Origin of the sequence: Achromobacter spanius, assembly GCF_039673305.1 — a bacterium.
Taxonomy (GTDB): Bacteria; Pseudomonadota; Gammaproteobacteria; order Burkholderiales; family Burkholderiaceae_B; genus Achromobacter; species Achromobacter spanius_F.
In genome coordinates, this window is the sequence record NZ_JBDJLJ010000004.1 from 74571 (window position 1) to 95162 (window position 20592).

Consider the following 20592-nt stretch of genomic DNA (forward strand, 5'->3'; position numbering starts at 1 on the left):
CCCGCGCCTCAGTACGTCTTGTACGGCAGGAACTTGCCGCTCATCACGATCTGCACCCGGTCGCCCTTGGGATCGGCCTCGCGCGACAGGTCCATCTTGAAGTCGATGGCGCTCATGATGCCGTCGCCGAACTCTTCATTGATCAGTGCCTTGAAAGTCGTGCCGTAGACGTTGATCAGCTCATAGAAGCGGTAGATCAGCGGGTCCGTCGGGACGGTCGTGGGCAGCGAGCCCTTGTAGGGCACGACCTGCAGCTGCACGACGGCGTCGGCCGGCAGGTCCAGCACGCGGGCGGCGGCCAGGGCCTGTTCCTCGGTCATGGTCATCTGGCCCAGCAGCGCGGCGGTGGTCCATTCCTTGCTCTGGCCCACGGCCTCGGCGATGGCGCCCCAGGACAGCTTTTTCTCAAGCTTGCGGGTGACGACGAGTTCGGTGACTTCTGCGCGGGACATCATGATGGTTCACTCCTTGTGGGATGCCTTGTCGACCAGGAAGTCGACGAGATGGTTGCGGATTTCGTAATAGCGGGGTTCGTGGTGCAGGCTGGCGCGGGTCCGGTCGCGCGGCAGGTCCACGGCGACGGACTCGGCGATGCGGGCGTAGGGGCCCGCGCTCATGAGCAGGATGCGGTCCGACAGCAGGATGGCCTCGTCCACGTCGTGCGTGATCATGAATACGGTCTGGCGGGTTTCCTGGACGATGGCGCGCAGCTCGTCCTGGATGGCGCCGCGGGTTAGCGCGTCCAGCGCGCCGAAGGGTTCGTCCAGCAGCAGCATCTTGGGCTGGATCGCAAAGGCGCGGGCGATGCCCACGCGCTGCTTCATGCCGCCCGACAGTTCGCACGGTTTCTTGCCGGCGGCCTTGCCCAGCCCAACCATGTCCAGGTAGCGCTGGCTGTGCGCGCGCACCTCGTCGCGGCTGTAGGCGGGCCAGCGCGAGCGCACGCCGAACTCCACGTTCTGCAGCGCGGTCAGCCAGGGCAGCAGCGCGTGCGCCTGGAACACGACGCCGCGCTCCAGCGACGGACCGGCGATCTGGCGGCCGTCCATGATAACGATGCCTTCATTGCTTTCGTCGATGCCGGCCAGCACGTTCAGGATGGTGGTCTTGCCGCAGCCGGAGTGGCCGATGACGCACACGAACTGGCCTTTGTCGATCTCGAAGTCGATGTTCTCGAATACGGGAGGCTGGGGCTTGCCGTCGCGTCCCGGGTAGCGCTTGCCCAGCCCTTGCACCTGCAGGAAAGATTGGCTCATGGCGTTACTCCCGATAGCTCACCAGCCGGGCGGCGCGCGCCAGCAGGTTGTCCAGCAGCATGCCGATCAGGCCGATGAAGAAAATGGCGCAGATGATGTTGGCGATGGACAGGTTGTTCCATTCGTTCCAGACGAAGTAGCCGATGCCGGTGCCGCCGATCAGCATTTCGGCGGCCACGATGACCAGCCAGGCGATGCCCACCGAGATGCGCATGCCGGTCATGATGGTGGGCGCGGCGGCCGGCAGGATCACCTGCAGCGCGGTGCGCAGGCGCGGCACTTCCAGCGTGCGGGCCACGTTCAGCCAGTCCTGCCGCACGGCGCCCACGCCGAAGGCGGTGTTCACCAGCATGGGCCACAGCGAGCAGATGAAGATCACGAAGATGGCGGAGGTGTCCGCGTCCTTGATGGTGTAGAGCGCCAGCGGCATCCACGCCAGCGGCGAGATGGGCTTGAGGATCTGGATGAAGGGATCGAACGCCCGGTACACCGTCTTGGACATGCCGATCAGGAAGCCCAGCGGAATGGCCACCAGCGCGGCCAGGCCGAAGCCCGTCAGCACCCGCGCCACGGAGTAGGCGAGCTGGATGCCGATGCCCTTGTCGTTGGGGCCGCGGTCGTAGAAGGGATCCTTGATGTGCTGCCACAGCTGCGCGCCAACCTCGGCGGGGCCGGGGAAGGGTGTCTTCGAGCCGCTGGCGGCGGCGTTGCCGACCAGCGCCGCGTAGGCCGGATCCACCGCGGTCCCGCCCGTGTCGGGGCGGGTGGCGGCGTGCCACAGCAGCAGGAAAACCAGGAACAGCGCGACGGACAGGAAGGTGGCCCGCCAGTGTTGCACGGACCGCATCAAGTTCTCCGGATCTTGAAGCCGGCGAGGTAGGCCTCGGGCTGGCTGGGATCGAAGGGCTTGCCCATGATGCTGAACGTCTTGCCGGTTTCGGCGGGCGGGGTCAGGCCGGCCTCGCGCATCAGGCGCACGGCGTCGGTCGCCAGGAACACTTCGCTGGCGATCTTCTGGTAGTCGACGTCGCCCTTGACCTGGCCCCAGCGCTTCATCTGCGTCAGGATCCACACGGCGAACGACTGCCAGGGCATGGGATCGAAGTCGATGCGGTTCGGATCGGTCAGCACCTTGCCCAGGCCGTCGGCATAGGTGCCGGTCAGCACCTGTTCCACGACGGTGACGGGCTGGTTCAGGTAGTTGGGCGCGGCGATGGCGGTGGCGATTTCCTTGCGGTTCGCGGGGTTGCGGGCGTAGGCCGTGGCTTCGATGATGGCCTTGAGCAGCGCCTGGTAGGTGTTGGGCATGCTGGTGACGAATTCCTTGCTGGCGGAGAAGGCGCAGCAGGGGTGGCCGTCCCAGATGGCCTTGGACAGGGTGTGGATGAAGCCCACGCCGTCATAGACCGCGCGCTGGTTCACGGGGTCGGGCGCCAGGAAGCCGTCGATGTTGTCGGCGCGCAGGTTGGCCACCATTTCGGGCGGCGGGACGGAGCGGATCTGCACGTCGGTGTCGGGATCCAGGCCGTGCTCGGCCAGGTAGTAGCGCAACAGGTAGTTGTGCATGGAGTAGTCGAAGGGCACGGCGAACTTGAAGCCCTTCCAGTCCTTGGGATCGCGCCGGTCCTTGTGCTTCATGGACAGCGTGATGGCCTGGCCGTTGATGTTTTCGACGGCGGGCATGGTCCAGGGCACGGCGCGGCTGGCGCCCACGCCCATCGAGATGGCCAGCGGCATCGGCGACAGCATGTGCGCGGCGTCGTATTCGCCCGACATGGCCTTGTCGCGGATGAGCGCCCAGCCGGCGGTCTTGACCACTTCGACGTCCAGCCCCTGCTTGCCGTAGAAGCCCATGGGGTGCGCCATGATGATGGGGGTGGCGCAGGTGATGGGGATGAAGCCGACCTTGAGCTTCTGCTTTTCCAGCGGGCCGGTGGACTGCGCGAAGGCTTCCTTGGCGGCGGCCAGCGGGAAGATCGACGCGATGGCGGCCATGGCCGTTCCGCTGCCGACGGCGCGCAGGAAGCGGCGGCGCAGCGCGTCCTGGGGGAACAGGGCGCGCATGACGGCCTGTTCGACGGCGCCGTCGTCGGCGCGGCCGTGCGCCAGGGCTTGCGCGGCGCGCTCATGTTCGGCTTGGGAGGCGTGGCGGCCGCAGCCGCAGGCAAGGCGGGTGTTGGCGTCGAACGGATTGCTGAAGAGGGACATGCTGGCTCCTTCGGGCGGGAATGGAGCCATCATGGGGCCGCGGGCAGGCGGCCGGTATCGCCGGTTCAACGATACGCGTGTAGTGGGCCTACTACGTGGTGCGCGCCTTGCGCCGCGATAGTGCGCGCAAGCTCAGATGGCACCCAACTGGTGCGTGTTGGCGTAGGCGACCAGTTCCACCAGGGTGCGGACGTTGAGCTTTTCGAAGATGCGGCTGCGGTAGGTGGAGATGGTGTTGACCGACAGCGCGAGCTGTTCGCCGATGGCGGAGACGGAGCGGCCGGCGACCAGCAGCTGCAGCACCTGGAATTCGCGGTTGGACAGCAGTTCGTGGGGCGGACGGGAGCTGTCCTGGCGGACGGTGTGGGCGAGCAGTTCGGCCACGGTGGGGGTGACGTACATCTTGCCGGCGGCGGCGTTGCCCAGGGCGGCCAGCAGTTCTTCGGGCTCGCAGCCTTTGTTGAGGTAGGCATGGGCGCCGGCGCGCAGCGCGCGCACGGCGAACTGGGATTCGGGGTAGACGGACAGCATGACGACGCCCAGCGCGGGGTAGTCGGCGCGCACGCTTTTGAGGACGTCCAGGCCGTCGCGTTCGCCCAGGGCGACGTCCAGGACGATGGCGTCGTAGTGCGCCTGGCGCAGGGCGCGCAGGGCGGAGGGGCCGTCGGCGGCTTCGTGCACCAGGGCAACCCTGGGGTCTTCTTCCAGGATGCGGGCCAGGCCGCGGCGGATGATGAGATGGTCGTCGACGATGAGCAGGTTCAAGGCCATGGCGGCGTTTCCTTATGCGGCCAGCGGGTTCAGGCGCAGGCGGGCGCGCATGCCGGCGCCGGGGGCGCTGTCCAGCGCAAGGTCGCCGCCGATGGCGCGCGCCCGCTCGCGCATGCCGAGGATGCCGAAGGTGTGGCGGTCTTCGGGCAGCTGCATGCCGACGCCGTCGTCTTCGACGGTGAGCACCAGGCCGTCGGCGCCCCAGGCGGCGCTGACGCTGACGCTGCGGGCGCGGGCGTGGCGCTGCACGTTGGTGAGCAGTTCCTGGACGATCCGGTAGATGGCGATTTCGGCGTTGCGGTCGAGCCGCAGGCTTTCGGTGTCGGGCGGGCAGAGGTAGCGGCACTGCAGGCCGCTGCGGGTTTGCAGGTCCTGCAGCAGGGCTTCGAGCGCGGCCCACAGGCCCAGGTGGTCCAGGACGACGGGCCGCAGGTCGTTGAGGATGCGCCGGGTGGCGCCCATGGCGGTCTGGGTGACGTCGAGCATGCGGTCGAGGTGGGCCTGGAGGGCGGGCGTGGCGCCGAGCTGGCGGCGCAGCCAGTTCAGGTCGAGCTGCAGGGCGGTGAATGAGGCGCCGAGGTCGTCGTGAATGTTGCGGGCGATGTGGGCGCGCTCTTCTTCGCGCAGGGTGCTCAGGTGCGAGGACAGCCGGCGCAGGGATTCGTGGGCGGCGCTGAGTTCGGCGGTGCGTTCGCCGACGCGGCGTTCCAGCAGGGCCTGGGTGCTCTGGAGTTCTCGTTCGATGCGCTTGCGGGCGGTGATGTCCGAGAAGGTGACGACGGCGCCGACGACTTCCTGTTCGTTGCGGATGGGGTAGGAGGCGTATTGGGCGTCGAAGCAGGAGCCGTCGCGCCGCCAGAGCACTTCGTCGTCGGCGCGTTCGCCGCGGCCGTCGCGGAAGGCTTTGAAGATGCGGCAGTCATGCACGGGCATGAGGCTGCGGTCGGCGTGGGAGTGGTGGATGAGGTAGTGCATGTTGCGGCCGACGAGCTCGTCGGGCGTGTAGCCGAGCATTTCGGCGCCTGCGCTGTTGATGAAGATGCAGCGGCCGCGCAGGTCGATGCCGTAGATGCCTTCGCCAGCGGATTCCAGCAGCATTTCCAGCTGGCGGCGCCAGGCGGCGTGGTGCGATAGGTGCTTCAGGTCGGCAAACATGACGGGCCCGGTGTGTGCTTTTGCCGGGCGTTGCGGGCCCGGATCCCCTTGCGCGGGTTTTGGTTGCGCTTTTGGGCGGGAGTGTACGGGATGGGGGAGGGGTTGCGGTCGGGATTGAGGGAAATCCCTTTGCGGTTGCCTTGTTGCTGCGGTGTTGGTTCTTGCGACCCGTGTCTTTGGTTCTTAAGACGCCCGGCGCGGCGGCGCATGAGGTCGGCCGGCCTCTGGGGAGAGCGGCTTGCTTGGCGTCCTTTTGCGGGTCGGTTGAAGACCGGAAGGTCTTGCGGGGCTGCCAGATGTCGGCCGCGCGGGCGGCCTTATCCGGCGTTCGAGTGTCTTCAAGCCAAGGTGGCTGACAACGTCGCCTTGGCAAGGTTTCAGCAAATCGCCGGCGGTGTAGGCCGGCGATTTCCATTCGAACTTTGCGTGCCGCGTTGGCCGCTTACGGGATCAGCGACAGGCCCACGCGGAACTGGCTTTCGTTGCGCTGGTTGTAGCCCAGCAGCGTTTCGCCGTAGCCGTTGAAGTACTGCAGGTGCAGGTAGCCGTTCCAGTTCAGGAACGTGCGGCGCAGGGGCCAGGCGAAGTCGAGCTGGGTCGTGCGGCGCTTCTGGTCGCCCTGGCGGTACATGGCGGTGACCACGGCACCGTTGTCCTGGGCCCAGCGCAGTTGCCAGTCGACGTGGCCGGCGTAGGCGGAATAGTCGCTGTTTTCCTTGGCCACGGCGAAGTAGGCCTTGACCTTGGGCGCGAAGGTCAGGGTGCTGCCGCTGTCGAAACGGTAGTGGAAGCGCGGTTCGATGTAGCCGTCGTTGAGCGAACGGGAATCTTCGCCGTCCTTGCCGTTGGAGGCGTGTTCGACGCCGGTGTTCATGCCGAAGCGCCAGTTCTGGTTTTCGGATTTCCAGATGTCGTCGGACAGCCAGAAGACGCTGGGGTTGAAGGTGGTGTCGATGAAGGGCTTGGAGTCGCTTTCCAGGTCCCACAGCGAGGTCTGGGTGTAGCCCAGGTAGAAGTCGTCGTGCCAGCTGTCCTCGCTGCCGCGGGGGCTGATCAGGCGGTATTTGGCGCTGATCTGGAAGCGCGCGGTGGTCAGGCCGCGGGTGCCGACGCTGAAGTAGACGGGCTTGTAGGCCGAGAAGGCGCTGCGGAACTGGTCGAAGGCGGCCTGTTCCACGGTTTGCTCGACGGACGCGGCGGGAGCGGGGCCGGCTTCGGGCGATGCGCCGGCGGCGGCGACGGCGGCGGGCGGGACGGGCTGGCCGGTGCGCGCGTCGACGACGGGCGTCTGGGCGGGCGTGGTGGCCAGGGTGCCGCTGTCGCGGCCAGTGGCGTCCAGGGCCATCATCGAGGGCTGGCCTTCGATGGTGACGGCTTGCAGGCCGCGCGCGGTGCTGGGCACTTCGGCGGTCCAGGACATGCGCGCGAAGTTGTTGGCGGGCACGCTGTAGTTGTCGCGCCCGCTCTTGAGCTTGGCGAGGCTGCGCACGATCTGCCCGTCCTGGCTGCGCCATTGCAGCACCAGTTCAGGCGGCGGCTGCCAGGTGACGCGTCCGCTGTCTTCGTTGAAATACACGGCCTCCAGGGTGACGGTCTCGCCGGGAGCCGCCGAGGGGCGGTCCAGCCGGTAGGACACGCCCGCCGCTGCGGAGCCGGCCGCGCCGGCGGCCAGCGTGGCGGCGAGGAGACGGAAGGTGAGGGTGTGGGGCAAGCGGCGACTGGATGTCATTGGGGACGTGTATGGTTTTTGTGATCAGGAAATGTAGCATCGTCCCCCGCAACAGGTTGTAAGCCAGGCTTATCGTATGTAGTGGGTGTAAATCGCGCGGGCCGCGGGGGCAGGCGGCCGCAGCAGGCCGCGGCGACGGGGGCGCAATGAAGAAGGCCCCGCGCATCGCCGGGATGCGGGGGGCCTTGGTCGCCAGGGGCGAGGCGGATTTACTCGCCGAACTTGATGCCCTGGGCCAGCGGCAGGTTGCGCGAGTAGTTGATGGTGTTGGTGGCGCGGCGCATGTAGTTGCGCCAGGCGTCGGAGCCCGACTCGCGGCCGCCGCCGGTTTCTTTCTCGCCGCCGAAGGCGCCGCCGATCTCCGCGCCGGAGGTGCCGATGTTGACGTTGGCGATGCCGCAGTCAGAGCCGGCGGCCGACAGGAAGGTCTCGGCTTCGCGCAGGTCGTTGGTGAAGATGGCGGACGACAGGCCTTGCGGCACCCCGTTCTGCATGGCCAGCGCGTCGCCGAATTCCTTGTAGCGCATCACGTACAGGATGGGCGCGAAGGTTTCGTGGCAGACGACGTCGGTCTGGCCGGGCATTTCGGCGATGGCCGGGCGCACGTACCAGGCGTCGGGGTACTGGTCGGCGAGCACGCGCTCGCCGCCAGTGACCTTGCCGCCCTGTTCGCGGGCGGCCTTGAGCGCGGCCTGCATGGCGTCGAAGGATGCGCGGTCGATCAGCGGACCGACGAGGTTGCCGCTGTCCAGCGGGTTGCCGATGGGGGCGCTGGCGTAGGCCTTGTGCAGGCGCTGGACCAGTTCGTCGGCGACGCTTTCATGGACGATGAGGCGGCGCGTGGTGGTGCAGCGCTGGCCGGCGGTGCCGATGGCGCCGAAGACGATGCCGCGGGCGGCCATGTCCAGGTCGGCGGTGGGTCCGACGATGATGGCGTTGTTGCCGCCCAGTTCAAGCAGGACGCGGCCGAAGCGCTGCGCGACGCGCGGGCCCACCTGGCGGCCCATGCGGGTGGAACCGGTGGCCGACACCAGCGCGACGGTGTGGGAGTCGACCAGGGCTTCGCCGACTTCGCGGCCGCCGATCAGGACTTCGGACAGGCCGGCGGGAGCGTCGCCGAAACGCTGCACGGCCTGGGCGAACAGGGCCTGGCAGGCCAGGGCGGTGAGCGGCGTCTTTTCGGACGGCTTCCAGACGACGGCGTTGCCGCAGACGAGCGCCAGGGCGGCATTCCAGGACCAGACGGCGACGGGGAAGTTGAAGGCGCTGATGACGCCGACGACGCCCAGCGGATGCCAGGTTTCCATCATGCGGTGGCCGGGGCGCTCGGAGGCGATGGTCAGGCCGTAGAGCTGGCGCGACAGGCCGACGGCGAAGTCGCAGATGTCGATCATTTCCTGGACCTCGCCTTCGCCCTCGGCCACGATCTTGCCGGCTTCCAGGCTGACCAGGCGGCCCAGTTCGCGCTTGTGCTGGCGCAGGGTTTCGCCGAACAGGCGGATCAGTTCGCCGCGGCGCGGGGCCGGCACGTCGCGCCATGCCAGGCTGGCCTGGCGCGCGCGGGTGATGGCGGAATGGGCCTGTGCGACCGTGTGTTCATGCACCTGGGCCAGTTCGGCGCCATCGATCGGGCTGCGGGCGATCAGCGTGCCGCCGGTGAGCGCGCTGGAATTCAGTCCGAGATTGCGCAGGATGTCTTGGGGAGTGTCCATGCCGGTTCCTTGGATGGCCTGCGAAGGAGGCCTTCGCTTTAAGGGTTATGCCTAAGTGGCGATTCTGGAAAAAAATTTACTATACGAAACTATGACGTGAAATGCGAAATATTTTTGAGGTGTCAGGCATCTGATGCCCTTGAAACGCCAGTGCAAGCTGATGTCCGTCTCCCGCGGGTCGCGGACGCCAGCCCACTCCACCAGAAGGTGAATCCGTGGCGGAACCGTTGCTCGTTGTCCAGGCAGTCAAGAAGACCTATCAGCGCGACGGGCATCCCCCGCATCTGGCGCTGGACGGCATCGATTGCCAGCTCGAGCGCGGCGAAGTCATGGTCGTGGTGGGGCCGTCCGGCTCGGGCAAGAGCACGCTGCTGCGCACCCTGAACGGCCTGGAAAGCATCGACGGCGGCACGATCCGCGTGAACGGCGTGTCGCTCACGGACCCGGCCACCGACGTCAATCACTGGCGCACCGAGGTCGGCATGGTGTTCCAGCACTTCAACCTGTTCCAACACCGTACTGCGCTCGACAACGTCGCGCTACCCCAGCGCGTGGTGCGCGGCCGCAGCCGCGCCGACGCCGAACGCTATGCCCGCGAACTGCTGGGCCGGGTGGGCATGGCCGAATACGGCGACCGCTATCCCAGCCAGTTGTCGGGCGGCCAGCAGCAGCGGGTGGCGATCGCCCGGGCGCTGGCCATGGACCCCAAGCTCATGCTGTTCGACGAGGCCACGTCGGCGCTCGATCCCGAAACCGTGGGCGGCATTCTTGAATTGATGCGCGCGCTGGCGCGCGACGGCATGACGATGGCGGTCGTGACCCACGAAATGGGATTCGCCCGCGACGTCGGCGACCGCGCGCTCTTCATGGACGCCGGCCGCATCGTGGAAACGGGCACGCCTGACGAGGTGTTCGGCAACCCCAAGGAAGCGCGCACCCGCGCCTTCCTGGACAAGATTCTGTAGTCCCGCCGGTCCGGCTTATCCGGGCGCTGCCGGCGCGATGTGCCTTGCCCGGAACGATATGGGTCCAATCACCAAAGGGGTTAGAAATGCTGAAAATCAAACAATGGCTGGGCGTGGCCAGCGTCGCCCTGGCGGCCGCCACCGTGGCCCTGCCGGCGCAGGCGGACGAACTTTCCGACATCATCAAGCGCGGCGAGCTCCGCGTGGCGGTGCAGACGTCCGGGCCGCTGATGAGCTTCATGGACAAGTCGGGCAAGCGCACCGGGCTGGCCGTGGAAGTGGCCAAGCGCATGGCCGACGACCTGGGCGTGAAGCTGGTGCTGCAGGATTATGAATGGAAGGGGCTGCTGCCGGCGCTGCTGTCCGGCAAGGCCGACATGGTGGCCGCCGACATGACGCCCACGCCGCAGCGCGCGGCGCAGGTGTTGTTCTCGCTGCCCATGTTCTACGCCGACACCGTCGCCGTGGTGCCCAAGGATTCGCCCTACAAGACCTACCAGGAACTCGACAAGGCCGGCGTCACCGTCGGCGCGCTGGGCGCCAGCACGTACGCGGAAGTCGGCAAGAAGATGCTGCCCAAGGCCACGCTGAAGGAATTCTCGGGCGGCAGCGCCCCGGTCGGCCAGGCCCTGTCCAGCGGTCGCCTGGACGCCGGCATCATGTCGCTGTCCACGGCCAACCAGTTTCTGGTCGACTTCGGCAACCTGCGGGTGCTGGAAGGCGTGATGGTGCGCGAGCCGCTGGCGTTCGCCGTCGGCCCCAACGCGTTCCGCCTGAAGTTCTGGCTGGACAACTGGCAGACCCTGAAGACGGCCGACAACACGCTGCCCGAGCAGGTGAAGTACTGGTACTCGACCGATTGGAAGAAAGACCACTGATCGGAGACGGGACCGCCCATGGACTGGCTGATCGATTTCTATAACTGGCGCATCGTCAGCCAGTACACGGGCCAATTCGCCGAGGGCCTGGCCAACACCCTGATTGCGGCGGGCGCGAGCCTGGTGCTGTCGGTGCTGGCCGGGGTTCCGCTGGCGCTTGCCCATATGTCGTCGCGCGGCGTGGTGTGGCGCCCGGTGGCGGGGTATGTGCAATTCGTCCGCTCCACGCCGCTGCTCGTGCAGATCTACCTGGTCTATTACGCGGTGCCGTACCTGATTCCGGGGGCCAAGGGCTGGAGCGAGATGCTGCTGGGCATCATCGCCATGACGGTCCACCACGCGGCCTACATGAGCGAAATCATCCGCGTCGGCATCGAATCCGTGCCGCGCGGCCAGGTCGAAGGCGCCAAGGCCTGCGGCATGAACTACCACCAGCGCCTGCGCTACGTGGTGCTGCCCCAGGCCTTCGCCAATACGCTGCCGCCCCTGCTTGGCCAGACGGCCGTGCTGATCAAGGACACCTCGCTGCTGTCGCTGATCACGGTCTTTGAACTGGTCGCGGCGGGCGTGCAGATGAACAGCGAGCGCATCGTGCCCAACGAAGCCTTCCTGACCATCGCGGCGGGCTATCTGCTGATCTACTGCGTCATGCTGCTGCTGTCCAAGGGCGTAAGCCTGTGGCTGGCGGGTCCGGCCTGGAACGCGAGGTAACCATGCTGGACTCCTATCTCTCCACCGCCGGCGTCGTGCTGCCCTTCCTGCTCAAGGGCTTCTGGGAGACGCTGAAGATCTCCTTCGTGGCCATCATCGCCGGGTCGCTGCTGGGCTTTGTCATCGGCGTGATCCGCAGCTACCGCATCCGCGGCGTGCACCAGCTGCTGGGCCTGTACATCCATATCCTGCGCGGCACGCCGTTCCTGGTGCAGCTCTACATCTTCTATTTCGTGCTGCCCAGTTCCGGCATCGAGCTGCTGCACTGGGATTCCGGCACGGCGGCGTTCGTGTCGCTGTCGGTCTACACGTCCTGCTATGTGGCGGAAATCGTCATGGGCGCCATCCAGGCCGTGCCGCGCGGCCAGACGGAAGGGGCGATGACCCTGGGCCTGCGTCCCCTGCAGATCCTGTGGCTGGTCATCCTGCCGCAGGCCATGCGCCTGATCGTGCAGCCCATGAGCGGGGTCTACGTCATGCTGATCAAGAGCACCGCCATCCTGTCGGTGGTCGGTATCACGGAACTGACGCGCCAGGGCGAGGTGTTCATCATCACCTTCCCCGCGAAGTCGCTGTTCATCTACGGCATGATCGCCGCCATCTATTTCATCTACTGCTACCCGCTCCTGCGCCTGGCCAACTGGCTGGAAAAGCGCCTGACCGGGGGCCTGCAGGGCGCAAGCCTGCACTGAGCCGACGCCATGGTCTCCGAGTACATCGACACCTACTACAAACGCACGCTCGCCGACGGCGAGACCTACTACCCGCCCCTGGCGGGCGCGGCCAGCGCCGACGTCTGCGTGGTGGGGGGCGGCCTGGCCGGCCTGTCCACCGCGCTGGAGCTGGCGCGGCGCGGCCGCAACGTCACCCTGCTGGAAGGGCGGCGCATCGCCTGGGGAGCGTCGGGCCGCAACGGCGGCTCGGTGTCGCCGGCGTTTTCCGCGGGCGCCGACGCCATCCGCAAGCATGTCGACGAAGACCACTACCGCCAGCTCTACCGGCTGTCGATGGAGGGCGTCGAGATCATCCGCGACAACATCCGCGACCTGCGCATCGCCGACGCCCGCAAGGTGGACGGGCGCCTGCGGGTCGTGCGCTACGAAGCCACCGACGCGCTGCGCCAGTGGTGCGACAGCCAGCAGCGCGACTTCGGGCGCGATGTCCGCCTGCTGACCCGCAGCCAGGTCCGGGAAAGGCTGGTGTCGGACGTCTATTTCCAGGGCGTCGAGGATCCCGCGTCCTTTCACTTTCACCCGCTCAACTATGCGCGGGCGCTGGCCCGCGAGTGCGTCCGGCTGGGCGTGCGCATCCATGAAGACTCCCCGGTCGCGCAGGCCACGCTGGACGGCGCGGTCAAGCACCTGAAGACCGAGCAGGGGCAGATCGACGCCGGCACGGTCGTGCTGGCCACGGGCGGCTACACCGGCGACGTCGTGCCCGCCCTGCGCCGCGCGATGCTCCCCATCGCCACCTACATCATGCTGACCGAGCCCCTGGGCGACCGCGTGCGGGAAGCCATCCGCAGCACGGCCGCCATCGGCGACGACCGGCGCGCCGGCAACTATTACCGCGTCCTCGATGGCGGGCGGATCGGCTGGGGCAGTAGAATCACCACCCGTGTCGACGACCCGCCCGACCTGGCCGAGTCCCTGCGCCGCGAACTGCTCAGCGTCTATCCCCAATTGCAGGGGGTGCGCGTGGAGGCCGCGTGGTCGGGACGCATGGCCTACGCGCGGCATCTGATGCCGCAGATCGGCCTCTTGGGGCCCGGCGTCTGGTACTGCACGGCGTTCGGCGGCCACGGCATGAACACCACCTCCATCGGCGGGCGCGTCGTGGCCGAAGGGATCACGGGCGACACCCAGCGCTACAAGCTGTTCGCGCCTTTCGGGCTGGCCTGGAACGGCGGCAGCCTGGGCACGGCGGCGGTTCAACTGACTTATTGGTCTTACCAGGCGCGCGACTGGTGGCGGGAGCGCCGATCGCGGGCATGACAGGGTATACAGATGCAAGGCAACAAACAGAGCGTGTTGGCACAACGGCTGCGGGCCTTGCGCCAGGGGCGCGAATGGACTCTGAAGCAGGCGGCCGCGGCCACCGGCGTGTCCGCCTCCACGCTCTCGAAAATCGAAAACAGCCTGCTGTCGCCCACCTATGACAACCTGATCAAGATCGCCGCAGGGCTGGATCTGGACGTAGCCGAACTCTTCACCGCGTCCGACGCCCACATGGGCACCGGCCGCCGCAGCCTGAGCCGCCAGGGGGAAGGGCGCCAGTACGAAACGCCGTACTACGACCACCGGCTGCTGTGCACCGCGCTGTCGCACAAGCGCATGATGCCGTTCCATACCCGGGTCAAGGCGCGCTCCTTCGACGAATTCCAGGACTGGAGCCGCCACGGCGGCGAGGAATTCGTCTATGTGCTGGAAGGCGAGGTCCAGCTGTACACCGAGTTCTACGAACCCGCCCGCCTGAAAGCCGGCGAAAGCTTCTACATCGACAGCCGGATGGGCCACCGCGTGATCAGCCTGAGCCCGGAAGACGCCATCGTTTTGTGGGTGTCCACCCACACCGATATCGGCGAAGAATAGGGGCGCGCGCCGGTTTCTCCGCAACAAGGTAAAATGCGGCGCCCGGACAGCTTCCGGGCATCACCACACCGCGCGGCAGTAGCTCAGCTGGATAGAGCACGGGCCTTCTAAGCCCGGGGTCGGGGGTTCGAGCCCCTCCTGCCGCGCCATGATTCCCGGCTACACGCCGGCGCAGGTGCCGGACCGGGGACTCCCTCTTTCTAGGATGCAGCTTGCTTCCATTGCAGGGGAGGCCCCAGGAATTCCACGTGCCACTGTTGTCCGAATGCGTTCAGTGCATCGCGGTCGAGCTTGCCTTCCTTCATCACGGCCCCTAGACGGAGAAAAAAGGCCTTTGCATCCAGGCCGGGCAGTATCTGAATGAACTGGCGAGCTGGACGGTCCGTGATATTGATAAAGGCGTGCGTGGCGCCGCCAGGCACAGTGACGACGTCGCCTTCATCAGCGGTGAATTGCGTACCGTTCACTTCAAACAGATAGCGGCCTTCAAGCACGTAAAAGATTTCGACTTCGCGGTGTCGGTGTAACGGTGGGCCGAAGCCTGGCGCGTTCTCGGTCTCGATGCTCGTTATGACGCCGCCCGTGGACTCGGGCGGGACTCGCACACGCAACGTCAAACCGATCTGGGGGATAAGGATTGGCGTTTCTGCTTTGGTCGAATGAATGAATTTGAAATCCATCGTCATGCTCCGCGCGGCGCGCGCTTCTCTGCCGTCCTCAGCGCCGGCGTGGCAGACGGTGTGTCGGGCAGCAGGCCGCCGGTATCCGGGGGGTAGTGCGCCGCTGCGAACTGTCGCGCCTTTGCCTGAAAGTACGCTTGCACCCACTGATAGCGTTCGCCGTCCTTCGCGAGGCCTACGGTTTGCGCAATGGAGGCGAGGCTGATGGTATGGCCCCCCGCGCCCCAGTTTCCTTCGATCACTTCTTCGATGATCACGAGCGCGCCGGAGCCTTCAGCGTTGGTCGCGCCCAAGCTTTCCATCATGGCGGCGTGGACCAAAGCGTGTACTTCAGATTTATGCGCTTGGCTCATGTAGCCCTCGGGGATGCTGACACGCGCAATCAGTCGCCCTGGCGCACTGAGATGCGTCCCGTCAGTTGTGCCCCCCACCCACCAGTCTTCCGCGGGCACTTCGGTAAAAAGCACAGACGCGAACGCCACCCCCCCAGGTGTGCGCGCACCGCCCTCCATCGTCAACAGCACTTCCGTTAGGCGCTTGCCCATCAAGTTCTTGCTGGTGGGGTTGAGCACCCCCTTTGCGTGATAAAGCTGAATCACCGGCATGACAATCTCCTTTGCTTGCCCGTTTGGGGCCGCGAGCGGCGCGGGTGCAACCAGGCGCCGCCTGCAAACACGTTGATCCGGGCGCGTACGCTACTGGATGGTCTCAATGATGAGGAGGTCCGCTCCTTCACTGTCGGTCTGGACCGTGATGGGTTCATCTCCCCAGACACCGCGGCTGTCCCGGCGTGCCAGGGAGATGTCATTGGCGCTGGCTTCCCCGTCGAGCACGAACACATACACCCCGTGCCGGTTCGATTTGGGCGCGTACTGCAAGCTCATGGCCTTGTCCGCCACCAGCCGGGAAACTGAGACATCCTGGCTGATATGCAATGCGCCGTCGGCATTGCCAACCAGCGGCGCAAGCCGGTTTCGATGTGTGACCGCATCGAAATGACTGCGCGTGTAGGAGGGGGGCAGCAGCAGGCGGTCTGGAAGAATCCAGAGGTAAAGCACCTGCAGGTCGCTGCTTGCCAGGTTCAATTCGCAGTGTTTCCCGCCAGAGCCCGTGTTGAACGCGTAATAATCCCCGGGGCCGAGCTGGTCGATGTTGCCAACCGTATTCACGTGTGTGAGCGTGCCGGCCAAGACGAAGGCACAAATGATGAAGTCGTGGTGCCGATGCATGTTGTAGCCGCTGCCGGCGCCGCTGAATACTTCATCGCCGAACACGCGGATTCTGCCAAAGCCGGGAATTCCGCTCTGGTAGGTCCCGAAATTGAAGCTGGAATGCCGGGTAAGGATGCCTTCAGGATGGCCGGCGATGTAGCTCGATGCCTCGCCCGTCGACAGAAATTTCTCGTAGCCGCGCTCGTGTGCGCGCAGGACAAAGTCTTTATTCATGGTGATTTCTCTAGACGTACTAGACGAGCGCGCGCGCCGCGACTTCCGCGTCGGCGTAGGGGAGTTCGACCATCTCGAACCTGGACTTGGGCGTGCCGCAATCCGGGCATACCCAGTTCTCTGGAATTTCTGCCCACCGGGTGCCGGGGGCGATGCCGTGTTCTGGCAAGCCCAGCGCTTCGTCGTAGAGAAAGCCACACCCAAGGCAAATGTGGCGCTTCAAAGGTTCATCCATGGGATGTCTCCAAAGGGCCGACTCGCCTCGGCCCTGGGCGAGCGCATGATATAGCGCGTGACGCATTTATATAGCGCGTCACGCGCTACTGCAAGAAATTTGATATAGTGACGGTTCAATTCGTTGAGAGGATTTCTATGGAAGGCGTCACCAATTTAAGAGAAATGGTGCTTGCCCAGCTTCGATCCCGCATCGTGTCGGGACAGGCAATTCCGGGCACCATCTATTCCGTCCCCGCGCTCGCGACGGAGATGGGAATGTCAACGACTCCGGTGCGGGAAGCGCTGTTGGAACTGAGCCGCACAGGGTTGGTCGCGCCGTTGCGCAATCGCGGCTTTCGAGTGGAAGCCGCCACGCCCCAGGATCTGGAAAATCACTTTGACGTTCGAATCATGCTCGAAGCGGGCGCCCTCGTGACCATCGCGCGCAAGGGGCTGACTGATACCGAGCCGTTGATTCAACTTGCCGATGCCGTCGCAGCCGCCGTAAAGGCTGGCAATGTCGCCGATTACATTGAAACGGATCGGCAATTTCACGAGGCCTTGGTCTCGCGCGCGAACAATCCACTTCTTACTCGAATGATCATGGGCTTGCGGGCAGACATGCGACTCTACGGCATCAATTCCGCGGCGGGTCTGGAGCGCCAGCGCGCCTCGGTGTCTGAGCACTATGAAATGATCGAGCTCGCAGCGACGCACCAGTGCGAGGCGATCTCTGCGTTGATCACTCGTCATATCGACTCATGGAAGCCGCTGCTGACCGCGGCGCTGCAAGAATTGCCGTTCGATCAAGGTAGGCGCCCGATCGCCGTCTAAACCACTGACGCTGTTCGGTACCTGCGCGGAGTTCGACAAGATCGACGCCGAAACCGTTGCCGATCATCGGCAAGTCGGTGGATCCGGCAAGCGGATAAGTGACGCTGTGGCCAGCGATAGCCAGCATCCGGCCTTGCCGATCACGGTTCGCCTGAGCGATAAAGAACGTCGCGCATCTCCAGCGACGCGCCCAGCCGCTGCGACAACTCATCGGCCCGCTCAAGAATCATCGCCTCGAACAGCGCCGCGTCCACGGTCTTGAGCCGCGCCGACGGACCCGCAATTGTCAGCGCGCCGACGAAACGGTCTTCCTGGCCGATGACGGGCACTGACCACGACGAGGTATAGGGATCGCGCGCGCCGCAGGAAAAGATCGGCAGGCGAGTCTCGCCGCGCCGGGCGCCTTGCGCCCAAATCGCGAAGACCTGGCCGGTCGACGACTTGTCGGGCGGCATCACGCTGCCCGCGATGACCTGGCTGTGCAGGCCTTCGTGCGGCTGATGGCGAAAGAGGCACAGGCGCTGCCCGGGCTCGCCGCCTTCGACGTAGTAGGCGGCGCTTTCGCCGGTGTCGGCCGAGAGACGTTCGAGCACCGGCATGACCACGGCCTCCAGATCAAAACCGCGTTCGTAGACGCGCGCCAGGAACAGCACCCGGGGACCCAGGCCGTAGCGGCCGTCGGGCTCGCGCACGACATATCCGCAGCGGGCCAATGAGTTGAGCATGCGGAAGATCGTGGTCTTGTGCAGCGGCAGCCGGTGTGCGAAGTCCGCCAGGGACAGGTGCTCGGCGCCGGGGCGAAAACAATCCAGCACGCTCAGCGCGCGTTCCACGGCGACCACCCCGTCATTGCTCATGCATGGCTCCTATCCATTGAATTTGCTCGTTGATTGTATAGGGTACAACGGCGTTGCGCAATTTTAAAATGGCGCCAGTCAGTTGATCTGGAGTCAGGGATGTCGAGTTCGATGCTGGTGGTGACCGCCCACGTGGGCGATTTTGTCTGGCGCTGCGGCGGGGCGATGGCGCTGCATGCGCAGCGCGGGGTGGATGTGCATCTGGTCTGCCTGAGCTACGGCGAAAACGGCGAGTCCAATTCCGCCTGGAAGGGCGATACGCAGCGCGACACGGTCAAGGCGCAGCGGCGCGCCGAGGCCGAAGCCGCGGCGGACATCCTGGGTGTGAGCTCGCTGGATTTCCACGACCTGGGCGACTATCCGCTGCCCGACTCGCCGGACTCGGTGCGACGCATCTCGGAAACCATGCGCCGCACGAAACCGTCGGTGGTGCTGACCCATCCCGAGCACGATCCGTCCAATCTGGATCACTGCCGCACGTTCGAAATGGCGCTGCGCGCCCGCATGCAGGCGATGGCGCCCGGCCATGGCGCCGACTTCGTGGTGCCGCCGCAGGTGCTGTGCTTCGAGCCGCACCAGACGGAGCTGTGCGGCTTCAAGCCCAATGTGCTGCTCGACATCACCGACGTGTGGGAGCGCAAGTGGCAGGCCATGCAGGCCATGCCCACGCAAAGCAATCTGTGGGCCTACTACGAACGTGTGGCGCTGCAGCGCGGCGCGCAGGCGGGCCGCCGCGGCAAAACGGCGGGCACGCGTTACGGCGAGGCCTATCAAAGCATTTTCCCGGCCGTCGTTGCGGCCCTGGTGGAGTGATCTCATGAGCGACATTTACCTGCCCGGCCTGACCACGACCTTGCTGGCCGATGCCGGCGCCCGATTCATGCGCGCGGCGATCAAACCCCTGCGCCCCGGCTGGTCGGTGCGCGGCAGGGCGCTCACCGTGTCGGTGCCGGCCGGCGACAACCTGGCGATCCACGCAGCCCTTGCCCTCGCCAAGCCCGGCGACGTGCTGGTGGTGGACGCCCAGGGCTATGCCGAGCGGGCCGTCATGGGCGGGATCATGTGTGCGCAAGCGGCAGCCACCGGGATCGCCGGCGTGGTGATCGACGGCGCCATGCGCGACGCGGCGGAGCTGCGGCAGGGCGATCTGCCCGTCTTCGCCGCCGCGTTGTCGCCCGCGGGCCCCTTCAAGGCGGGCGGCGGCAGCGTCAACCGCCAAGTCCAGTGCGGCGGCGTGCGCGTCGAACCCGGCGACTGGATCCTCGGCGATGACGATGGCCTGGTCGTGGTCGGTCCCGCGGAACTCGAATCCATGGCGACCGCCGCGCTGGCCAAGGCCGAGGCGGAAGCCCGGCGCATGGCCGCCATCGCGCGCGGCGAACTGCGGCCCGTCTGGCTGGATGCGGCGCTGGCGAAGGCCACGCTGGATATCGGCCCGGCGCGCTAGCCGACGCATCCGTCAGGCCACAACAAGTAATCAAAACCCCTCAGGAGGAAGACAATGAATTTCAAGCAAACACTGGGCGCGTTCGCCCTGATCGCGGGCCTGGCGCCCCTGGCCCCGGTCCACGCCGACTATCCGGAAAGGCCGATCCGCATGATCGTGCCGTTCGCGGCCGGCGGCCCGGCCGACATGGTCGGGCGCGAATTCGCCAAGCTGTTCGGCGACAAGCTCGGCCAGCCGGTGGTGGTGGTGAACGCGGGCGGCGGCCACGGCGTGCCCGCGCTGAACCAGGTGTTGGGCGCGGAAGCCGACGGCTACACGCTGCTGATGCCGGCCTCGGGCAACATGACGGTGCCGTCCAAGGCCATGCAGGGCAAGAATGTGCTGGAGATCCTGGCGCCCATCAGCCTGCTGACCGAAAGCCCGCACGTGCTGGTCGTGAACGCGAAATTGCCGGTGGATTCGGTGCAGGGTCTGGTGGACTACGCCCGCGCCCATCCGGGGCGGGTCAACTTCGGTTCGGCGGGCGTGGGCGGGGTGGCGCACCTGGGCATGGAACTGTTCAAGAGCAAGGCCAAGGTCGATGTGGTGCATGTGCCTTACCGGGGCACTTCCCAGGTGCTGACCGACCTGGCATCGGGCCAGGTGCAGGCGCTGTTCAGCAGCATGCCGTCCCTGAAACCCATGATCGACAAGGGTTCGGTCAAGGCGCTGGCCATGAGCGCGCCCAGCAAGGGGGCCGACACCGCCAAGCTGCCGCTGATCTCGCAGACCCTGCCGGGCGTTTCGTACACCACGTGGTATGGGCTGTTCGCCAAGGCGGGCACGCCGCCCGAGGTGCTGGCCAAGCTGAACGAGGCCGTGGCCGACACGCTGAAGAATCCGGAACTGAACCAGAAGTTCGAGTCGCAGGGCGTGGAGTTCGTCTCGAGCACGCCGCAACAGCTTGCCGACACCGTCCGCCGCGACACCGCGCAATGGACGGCGCTTATCAATGAGGCCGGCATCGAGATCGAGTAGGCGCTGAATCCGGGCGTTCCCGTCCGGCGCCGGGGTCGGTGCATGGTTGCGCCGGCCCCGTTCCTGCTACGACTTAAAACGTATTGACCCGGCCGGTTTTGCTATAAAAAGGCCTATAGC

General features: G+C 66.1%; 23 protein-coding genes and 1 tRNA gene. 11 read left to right on the forward strand and 13 right to left on the reverse strand.

Translation table 11 applies throughout. The annotated features are described in order from the left end of the window. Positions 1-8 precede the first annotated feature (8 nt). The 8 genes from cynS to amaB form a co-directional block, all read right to left on the reverse strand. Positions 9-452, reverse strand: a complete 444-nt coding sequence (gene cynS, locus ABE485_RS05660) for a cyanase (RefSeq protein WP_105241620.1) — start codon at positions 450-452, stop codon at positions 9-11. Positions 453-461: 9 nt separating this feature from the next. Then, complete coding sequence (locus tag ABE485_RS05665; protein ID WP_346514081.1) at positions 462-1256, reverse strand: ABC transporter ATP-binding protein; 795 nt, start codon at positions 1254-1256, stop codon at positions 462-464. 4 nt (positions 1257-1260) lie between these two features. Beyond that, positions 1261-2103 carry a nitrate ABC transporter permease gene (gene ntrB / locus ABE485_RS05670; RefSeq protein ID WP_346514083.1) on the reverse strand — a complete coding sequence of 281 codons (843 nt, stop codon included), beginning with the start codon at positions 2101-2103 and terminating at the stop codon, positions 1261-1263. Next, positions 2103-3464, reverse strand: coding sequence for a CmpA/NrtA family ABC transporter substrate-binding protein (locus ABE485_RS05675; RefSeq protein WP_346514085.1), 1362 nt, complete (start codon positions 3462-3464; stop codon positions 2103-2105). The genes ntrB and ABE485_RS05675 overlap by 1 nt, the downstream gene beginning before the upstream one ends. Positions 3465-3596: 132 nt before the next feature. Then, entirely contained in the window at positions 3597-4235 is a 639-nt protein-coding gene (locus tag ABE485_RS05680) for a response regulator transcription factor (protein WP_346514087.1), read from the reverse strand. 12 nt (positions 4236-4247) lie between these two features. Next, on the reverse strand, positions 4248-5390 hold the full coding sequence (locus ABE485_RS05685) for a sensor histidine kinase (RefSeq protein WP_346514088.1): 1143 nt from the start codon (positions 5388-5390) through the stop codon (positions 4248-4250). A gap of 442 nt (positions 5391-5832) precedes the next feature. After that, positions 5833-7119, reverse strand: coding sequence for a phospholipase A (locus tag ABE485_RS05690; RefSeq protein WP_346514089.1), 1287 nt, complete (start codon positions 7117-7119; stop codon positions 5833-5835). A gap of 209 nt (positions 7120-7328) precedes the next feature. Next, positions 7329-8831, reverse strand: coding sequence for an L-piperidine-6-carboxylate dehydrogenase (gene amaB / locus ABE485_RS05695; RefSeq protein WP_346514090.1), 1503 nt, complete (start codon positions 8829-8831; stop codon positions 7329-7331). Between the two features lie 215 nt (positions 8832-9046). Here amaB and ABE485_RS05700 point away from each other — a divergent pair, with 215 nt between their 5' ends. The 7 genes from ABE485_RS05700 to ABE485_RS05730 all read left to right on the forward strand — a co-directional run bounded on the left by ABE485_RS05700 (position 9047) and on the right by ABE485_RS05730 (position 14125). Continuing rightward, positions 9047-9796, forward strand: a complete 750-nt coding sequence (locus ABE485_RS05700; RefSeq protein ID WP_346514091.1) for an amino acid ABC transporter ATP-binding protein — start codon at positions 9047-9049, stop codon at positions 9794-9796. 86 nt (positions 9797-9882) lie between these two features. Then, on the forward strand, positions 9883-10674 hold the full coding sequence (locus tag ABE485_RS05705) for an ABC transporter substrate-binding protein (RefSeq protein ID WP_346514093.1): 792 nt from the start codon (positions 9883-9885) through the stop codon (positions 10672-10674). Between the two features lie 18 nt (positions 10675-10692). Continuing rightward, positions 10693-11385 carry an amino acid ABC transporter permease gene (locus ABE485_RS05710; RefSeq protein ID WP_346514094.1) on the forward strand — a complete coding sequence of 231 codons (693 nt, stop codon included), beginning with the start codon at positions 10693-10695 and terminating at the stop codon, positions 11383-11385. Positions 11386-11387: 2 nt separating this feature from the next. Next, a complete protein-coding gene (locus ABE485_RS05715; RefSeq protein WP_346514095.1) occupies positions 11388-12077 on the forward strand; it encodes an amino acid ABC transporter permease in 690 nt (229 codons plus the stop codon). 9 nt (positions 12078-12086) lie between these two features. After that, positions 12087-13379, forward strand: coding sequence for an NAD(P)/FAD-dependent oxidoreductase (locus tag ABE485_RS05720; protein WP_346514097.1), 1293 nt, complete (start codon positions 12087-12089; stop codon positions 13377-13379). Between the two features lie 12 nt (positions 13380-13391). Further along, positions 13392-13976: a helix-turn-helix domain-containing protein gene (locus ABE485_RS05725; RefSeq protein WP_346514099.1), complete on the forward strand. Its 585-nt coding sequence runs from the start codon at positions 13392-13394 to the stop codon at positions 13974-13976. Positions 13977-14048: 72 nt separating this feature from the next. Beyond that, positions 14049-14125 (forward strand) — tRNA-Arg (locus ABE485_RS05730). A gap of 51 nt (positions 14126-14176) precedes the next feature. On the opposite strand, the gene ABE485_RS05735 is transcribed toward ABE485_RS05730, so the two are convergent. The 4 genes from ABE485_RS05735 to ABE485_RS05750 form a co-directional block, all read right to left on the reverse strand. Further along, a complete protein-coding gene (locus ABE485_RS05735) occupies positions 14177-14656 on the reverse strand; it encodes a cupin domain-containing protein (RefSeq protein WP_346514100.1) in 480 nt (159 codons plus the stop codon). Between the two features lie 2 nt (positions 14657-14658). Then, complete coding sequence (locus tag ABE485_RS05740) at positions 14659-15261, reverse strand: tautomerase family protein (protein WP_346514101.1); 603 nt, start codon at positions 15259-15261, stop codon at positions 14659-14661. Between the two features lie 90 nt (positions 15262-15351). Continuing rightward, positions 15352-16101 (reverse strand): pirin family protein, encoded by a 750-nt coding sequence (locus ABE485_RS05745; protein WP_346514102.1) that lies wholly within the window; start codon positions 16099-16101, stop codon positions 15352-15354. Between the two features lie 19 nt (positions 16102-16120). Continuing rightward, positions 16121-16312, reverse strand: a complete 192-nt coding sequence (locus ABE485_RS05750; protein WP_346514358.1) for a rubredoxin — start codon at positions 16310-16312, stop codon at positions 16121-16123. A gap of 161 nt (positions 16313-16473) precedes the next feature. Here ABE485_RS05750 and ABE485_RS05755 point away from each other — a divergent pair, with 161 nt between their 5' ends. Next, a complete protein-coding gene (locus tag ABE485_RS05755; protein ID WP_346514103.1) occupies positions 16474-17151 on the forward strand; it encodes a GntR family transcriptional regulator in 678 nt (225 codons plus the stop codon). A gap of 140 nt (positions 17152-17291) precedes the next feature. On the opposite strand, the gene ABE485_RS05760 is transcribed toward ABE485_RS05755, so the two are convergent. After that, complete coding sequence (locus ABE485_RS05760; protein ID WP_346514104.1) at positions 17292-18008, reverse strand: IclR family transcriptional regulator; 717 nt, start codon at positions 18006-18008, stop codon at positions 17292-17294. A 99-nt stretch (positions 18009-18107) separates the two neighbouring features. Between ABE485_RS05760 and ABE485_RS05765 the strand changes: the two genes are divergently transcribed. The 3 genes from ABE485_RS05765 to ABE485_RS05775 are packed head-to-tail and all read left to right on the forward strand — an operon-like array spanning position 18108 to position 20472. Further along, positions 18108-18821, forward strand: coding sequence for a PIG-L deacetylase family protein (locus ABE485_RS05765; protein WP_346514105.1), 714 nt, complete (start codon positions 18108-18110; stop codon positions 18819-18821). Between the two features lie 4 nt (positions 18822-18825). Further along, entirely contained in the window at positions 18826-19455 is a 630-nt protein-coding gene (locus tag ABE485_RS05770) for an RraA family protein (RefSeq protein WP_346514106.1), read from the forward strand. Positions 19456-19509: 54 nt separating this feature from the next. Beyond that, positions 19510-20472 (forward strand): Bug family tripartite tricarboxylate transporter substrate binding protein, encoded by a 963-nt coding sequence (locus ABE485_RS05775; protein WP_346514107.1) that lies wholly within the window; start codon positions 19510-19512, stop codon positions 20470-20472. Positions 20473-20592: the final 120 nt, after the last annotated feature.

Excerpts from the sequence above, each read along its gene's own strand:
- cynS (WP_105241620.1), bottom strand. The coding sequence starts at position 452 with ATGTCCCGCGCAGAAGTCACCGAACTCGTCGTCACCCGCAAGCTTGAG.
- ABE485_RS05665 (WP_346514081.1), bottom strand. The coding sequence starts at position 1,256 with ATGAGCCAATCTTTCCTGCAGGTGCAAGGGCTGGGCAAGCGCTACCCG.
- ntrB (WP_346514083.1), bottom strand. The coding sequence starts at position 2,103 with ATGCGGTCCGTGCAACACTGGCGGGCCACCTTCCTGTCCGTCGCGCTG.
- ABE485_RS05675 (WP_346514085.1), bottom strand. The coding sequence starts at position 3,464 with ATGTCCCTCTTCAGCAATCCGTTCGACGCCAACACCCGCCTTGCCTGC.
- ABE485_RS05680 (WP_346514087.1), bottom strand. The coding sequence starts at position 4,235 with ATGGCCTTGAACCTGCTCATCGTCGACGACCATCTCATCATCCGCCGC.
- ABE485_RS05685 (WP_346514088.1), bottom strand. The coding sequence starts at position 5,390 with ATGTTTGCCGACCTGAAGCACCTATCGCACCACGCCGCCTGGCGCCGC.
- ABE485_RS05690 (WP_346514089.1), bottom strand. The coding sequence starts at position 7,119 with ATGACATCCAGTCGCCGCTTGCCCCACACCCTCACCTTCCGTCTCCTC.
- amaB (WP_346514090.1), bottom strand. The coding sequence starts at position 8,831 with ATGGACACTCCCCAAGACATCCTGCGCAATCTCGGACTGAATTCCAGC.
- ABE485_RS05705 (WP_346514093.1), top strand. The coding sequence starts at position 9,883 with ATGCTGAAAATCAAACAATGGCTGGGCGTGGCCAGCGTCGCCCTGGCG.
- ABE485_RS05710 (WP_346514094.1), top strand. The coding sequence starts at position 10,693 with ATGGACTGGCTGATCGATTTCTATAACTGGCGCATCGTCAGCCAGTAC.
- ABE485_RS05715 (WP_346514095.1), top strand. The coding sequence starts at position 11,388 with ATGCTGGACTCCTATCTCTCCACCGCCGGCGTCGTGCTGCCCTTCCTG.
- ABE485_RS05720 (WP_346514097.1), top strand. The coding sequence starts at position 12,087 with ATGGTCTCCGAGTACATCGACACCTACTACAAACGCACGCTCGCCGAC.
- ABE485_RS05725 (WP_346514099.1), top strand. The coding sequence starts at position 13,392 with ATGCAAGGCAACAAACAGAGCGTGTTGGCACAACGGCTGCGGGCCTTG.
- ABE485_RS05735 (WP_346514100.1), bottom strand. The coding sequence starts at position 14,656 with ATGGATTTCAAATTCATTCATTCGACCAAAGCAGAAACGCCAATCCTT.
- ABE485_RS05740 (WP_346514101.1), bottom strand. The coding sequence starts at position 15,261 with ATGCCGGTGATTCAGCTTTATCACGCAAAGGGGGTGCTCAACCCCACC.
- ABE485_RS05745 (WP_346514102.1), bottom strand. The coding sequence starts at position 16,101 with ATGAATAAAGACTTTGTCCTGCGCGCACACGAGCGCGGCTACGAGAAA.
- ABE485_RS05755 (WP_346514103.1), top strand. The coding sequence starts at position 16,474 with ATGGAAGGCGTCACCAATTTAAGAGAAATGGTGCTTGCCCAGCTTCGA.
- ABE485_RS05760 (WP_346514104.1), bottom strand. The coding sequence starts at position 18,008 with ATGAGCAATGACGGGGTGGTCGCCGTGGAACGCGCGCTGAGCGTGCTG.
- ABE485_RS05765 (WP_346514105.1), top strand. The coding sequence starts at position 18,108 with ATGTCGAGTTCGATGCTGGTGGTGACCGCCCACGTGGGCGATTTTGTC.
- ABE485_RS05770 (WP_346514106.1), top strand. The coding sequence starts at position 18,826 with ATGAGCGACATTTACCTGCCCGGCCTGACCACGACCTTGCTGGCCGAT.
- ABE485_RS05775 (WP_346514107.1), top strand. The coding sequence starts at position 19,510 with ATGAATTTCAAGCAAACACTGGGCGCGTTCGCCCTGATCGCGGGCCTG.